The sequence below is a fragment of the Bradyrhizobium sp. genome (assembly GCF_016462955.1).
GTDB lineage: Bacteria > Pseudomonadota > Alphaproteobacteria > Rhizobiales > Xanthobacteraceae > Bradyrhizobium.
The window spans coordinates 1-1983 of sequence record NZ_JAEMSD010000814.1 but is presented as its reverse complement, the minus strand read 5'-3'; the positions used below and the strand labels follow the sequence as shown (position 1 = coordinate 1983).

Genomic DNA, 1983 nt, shown 5'->3' with positions numbered 1-1983 from the left:
CTTCACTGACATCGCGCTGACGGGGGTGGTCTCGTTCGACGCCCGGGGCCTCAGCGTGTCCCGAAACACCATCACCGGCACGAACGACAACGGCATCGAGATCCTGCGCACCGCCATCGGCGACGACGGCACGCTGGTGGCGGACAACCGCATCGAGAACATCAAGGCGGGGCCCGGCGGCTCGGGCCAGTACGGCAATGCCATCAACGCGTTCCGTGCCGGCAACGTGATCGTGCGCGGCAACCGCATCAGGAATTGCGACTATTCGGCCGTGCGCGGCAACTCGGCCTCGAACATCCACATATCAGGCAACAGCGTCAGCGACGTGCGCGAGGTCGCGCTCTATTCCGAGTTCGCGTTCGAGGCCGCCGTGATCGCCAACAACATTGTCGACGGCGCCGCCGTCGGCGTCTCCGTCTGCAATTTCAACGAAGGCGGCCGCATCGCGGTGGTCCAGGGCAACATCATCCGCAACTTGATCCCGAAACGGCCGATCGGCACGGCGCCCGACGACGATGCCGGCGTCGGGATCTACGTCGAGGCTGACACATCAGTGACCGGCAACGTGATCGAGAACGCGCCGTCCTACGGCATCGTCGCCGGCTGGGGCAAATATCTGCGCGACGTCGCGATCACGGGCAACGTGATCCGCAAGGCGCTGGCAGGTGTCGGCGTTTCCGTGATGCCGGGCGCGGGCACCGCCCTCGTCAACAACAACATGATCTCCGAGACGCCGCGCGGTGCGGTGGTCGGGCTCGACCACGCCCGGGCGGTGACATCGGATCTCTCGGCCGATGGAGCCCAGCGGTTCGCCCAGATCGTGGTCGGCGGCAATGCGGTGCGACGGTAGGCGCGGCTGAGAGCTGGGCCACGCATCCTTCGGAGTTCGTCAAGGGACAGTCGCGTCCCATGCCTCGCGCCTCAGGAGGATATCCTGAGATTGTTGCATCAAAACTTGACAACCCAAACACGGCCGTCATCCTGAGGTGCGAGACACGTGGCGCAACGCGCCACGTGGGGAGCCTCGAAGGATGATGTTGTGGGCATCTATGTCTACATGCTGCGCTGCGCGGACGGCTCGTTCTATATCGGAAGCGCGACCGGCGAGGACACGTCCAAGCGTGTCGATGAACACAATGCGGGAATTCACCAGGGCTACACTTATTCAAGACGCCCGGTCATCCTGGTCTGGTCGGAGTATTTCGATCGGATCACCGATGGGATAGCCGCCGAGCGTCAGCTCAAGGGGTGGAGCCGCGCCAAGAAGGAAGCACTCATTCGTTCCGATTGGAGTTCGGTGAGCAAGTTTGCGCGGCGACGCGCGGGAGCGCCTAGGTCGAAGTAGTAAGCTCGTTGTGGCGACAGATGGGCCGCTCATCCTTCGAGGCTCCCCATGGGACGCGTCGCGTCCCATGCCTCGCACCTCAGAATGACGGGGCGCGAAACACGGCCGATACTCTCTAGCCTCACTCACCGCCTCAGAACGCGTTCCTCAGCAGCGGGTATTTGGCTTCCAGGCCGTCGAGGCTGAAGGTGAATTCGACGACGCGTTCGGGGGCGGCGACGATTTCCTCGGCGGGCGGGGAGAACTGCGGCAGGAGCGCGGCCATGGCCGCCGGCGCCGTCTTCACAGCGGGCGGCGGCCTTACTTCGGGCGCGGTGAACGATGCAAAAATAGGCTCGAGTGGTGACCTCACGGCAGGCGCAGTGAGCGGGGCCTTCGCCGCGGGAGCCCTGAGCAGCGGCATCTCGGCTGGGGCGGTGAACGAGGGCATTGCGGGCGATGCCGCCACATCGGGCACCGTGAGCGGCGCCAGCGCCGGCGGCACGGAGAGCGGCGCAATCGGGGCTTCCGTGATCTCCGCGAGCACATCCGGCTGCGGGTCGAGTCTGACCGGCACGGCGGTCTCGGGCACGATATGCACGGCCTTCGGCTGCACGGTGTGCGGCGGCTGCTCGCGCGGCATCGCCGCCGGCGACCAA

2 protein-coding genes and 1 pseudogene are annotated in these 1983 nt (G+C 65.6%); 2 read left to right on the top strand and 1 reads right to left on the bottom strand.

The window, feature by feature from the left end; translation table 11 throughout:
* Together JHD07_RS38760 and JHD07_RS38755 are read left to right on the top strand one after the other, a co-directional pair.
* A partial coding sequence (locus JHD07_RS38760; RefSeq protein WP_291631819.1) for a TIGR03808 family TAT-translocated repetitive protein occupies positions 1–850 on the top strand: 850 nt, incomplete at its 5' end.
* A 189-nt stretch (positions 851–1039) separates the two neighbouring features.
* Complete coding sequence (locus JHD07_RS38755) at positions 1040–1345, top strand: GIY-YIG nuclease family protein (protein ID WP_291631817.1); 306 nt, start codon at positions 1040–1042, stop codon at positions 1343–1345.
* Between the two features lie 133 nt (positions 1346–1478).
* Here JHD07_RS38755 and JHD07_RS38750 read toward each other — a convergent pair.
* Positions 1479–1983: pseudogene (locus tag JHD07_RS38750) on the bottom strand (TIGR03809 family protein); the annotation flags it as partial.